This is a genomic window from Microcoleus sp. N9_A1, from assembly GCF_036701795.1.
Classification (GTDB): Bacteria; Cyanobacteriota; Cyanobacteriia; order Cyanobacteriales; family Microcoleaceae; genus Microcoleus.
Genome location: NZ_JAUBRI010000182.1, coordinates 1 through 1,489 on the forward strand (window position 1 = coordinate 1; position 1,489 = coordinate 1,489).

Annotated in this window: 4 protein-coding genes; all 4 read right to left on the minus strand. The window is 47.8% G+C overall.

The features are described from left to right. Nucleotides 1–16: 16 nt before the first annotated feature. On the minus strand, nt 17–400 hold the full coding sequence (locus tag QUA58_RS31285) for a hypothetical protein (RefSeq protein ID WP_333398009.1): 384 nt from the start codon (nt 398–400) through the stop codon (nt 17–19). Between the two features lie 91 nt (nt 401–491). Further along, nucleotides 492–797, minus strand: coding sequence for a hypothetical protein (locus QUA58_RS31290; RefSeq protein WP_333398010.1), 306 nt, complete (start codon nt 795–797; stop codon nt 492–494). A gap of 43 nt (nt 798–840) precedes the next feature. Then, complete coding sequence (locus tag QUA58_RS31295; protein ID WP_333398011.1) at nt 841–1,044, minus strand: hypothetical protein; 204 nt, start codon at nt 1,042–1,044, stop codon at nt 841–843. Between the two features lie 74 nt (nt 1,045–1,118). Further along, entirely contained in the window at nt 1,119–1,445 is a 327-nt protein-coding gene (locus QUA58_RS31300) for a hypothetical protein (protein WP_333398012.1), read from the minus strand. Nucleotides 1,446–1,489 lie beyond the last annotated feature (44 nt).

Consider the following 1,489-nt stretch of genomic DNA (forward strand, 5'->3'; position numbering starts at 1 on the left):
AGTTCGCAAAGCATGGTTAATCAGTCCTTTCATTGTGTTTGGTGAAGGTTTCTTCTACTTCCACAAGTTGCAAGTTTTGAAATATGCAGCGAAGCTTGTCATTGATGTACTGCAATTCCCATTCCTCTATCTGGAGTTCCGGTTCACCGGGACAGTGAACGCTAGTTTTAGTAAAATCGACTCCCCGCTGCTTGAGGTTTCTCTCGCAGATTTTGATGTATTCATTCATCAATCCGGTGAATTCGATAAATGTGTGGCAGTTGGTGGCGATCGCTTCGCGGTAGTAATTGTTTGATGCTGCCTTCATTGCCTCCAATATTTCCTCTGGGGTCTGGGGAGAGTCTGGGAGTTCTTTCCTAGACCCTCCCAATAGAGCTACAGCTTCTTGTTTAGTCAGCATTGATTCCTCTATATTGGATGTCTAAATGTCTAGATGTCTAGCGCCTGTTTACAGCCTGTCTACAAAATGTCTACAAATTGTCTACAAATTGTCAATTGTCTACAGTCGATTGATCGCACTCAGGCTTCATCAAATCCCACCCCCTCTCCAGCAAGGCGTAGGAGTGAGGACTCGCCAAGAAGAGCCTTTGCAGTTTCCTGCCGGCCAATAGGGCTGCTTTTGTTGCTAGCCCTAAGTCTTTAGCTTGGGGTGAGACTTGCAGCAATTGAGTGGCTACGATGAGCGCGTGGACTTCGTAGCCGTCGAGAAATATTTGCATACTTTTAAGGTTCGCTAGCTCGCGTGCGCCTTGCTCTAAATCAGGTTTTTCTTCTGAATCTATGTTTAAATCTTCCATGTCTACTTCCTGTCTAGTGTTTGTCTAGCAAGCCGATCGCCCTTCACGACCGATCAGCTAATTCCTTGTCTTCCCCGTCGGCATGAAGCCTAAACCATTTGAGCATTTTCAGGTCGGTAGTCAGCATCTCAACTTTTTCTGCTGTGGTGGCTTCTTCCCCTGCCTTCTCCAAAGCTTGCAATCTGCCTTCGTAACGCTTGAGAGTTTGAACGACTAGATCCAAGAGGTTTACTTCTGATTCATTCATGCGTTTTCGTGTCTAGTGACTGCTAGTAATTGCCTAGTGAGCCGATCGCCCTTCACGACCGATCGGCAATTTGTCTACATCTGGTCGGTGGGAACAGAAGATTGCAACTGAGCTAGCAGGGCGCTAACTTCTTGCATCAGGTTGGCGTCGCTGCTGTCCTCGTCAGATTCGCCTTCTTCCAAAGCTGTCAGCCGCTCGGAGTGGCCTTGGACAATTTCGACAATCATTTTTAGTAGGTTGGCGAGAGTTTCGTTCATGGGTTTAACGTCCTTGCAATTGGGATATTTTGGTGTCGTGCCGGTCTCTCCCGGCTGTCGCTCCACTTTGATCGGCTTGGAAGTAACTTTGTGACACGGCCGCCAATCCTGTCGGTCTGGGAGCCCCCCAGGTATCAGTGTCATTCCTGTTATTTGACTATTTATAGGGGCCTAGCGTTTAGCCCTGG

Bases quoted from the DNA above. Each gene is read 5' to 3' on its own strand.
- QUA58_RS31285 (WP_333398009.1), bottom strand. From the start codon at position 400: ATGCTGACTAAACAAGAAGCTGTAGCTCTATTGGGAGGGTCTAGGAAA.
- QUA58_RS31295 (WP_333398011.1), bottom strand. From the start codon at position 1,044: ATGAATGAATCAGAAGTAAACCTCTTGGATCTAGTCGTTCAAACTCTC.
- QUA58_RS31300 (WP_333398012.1), bottom strand. From the start codon at position 1,445: ATGACACTGATACCTGGGGGGCTCCCAGACCGACAGGATTGGCGGCCG.
- QUA58_RS31290 (WP_333398010.1), bottom strand. From the start codon at position 797: ATGGAAGATTTAAACATAGATTCAGAAGAAAAACCTGATTTAGAGCAA.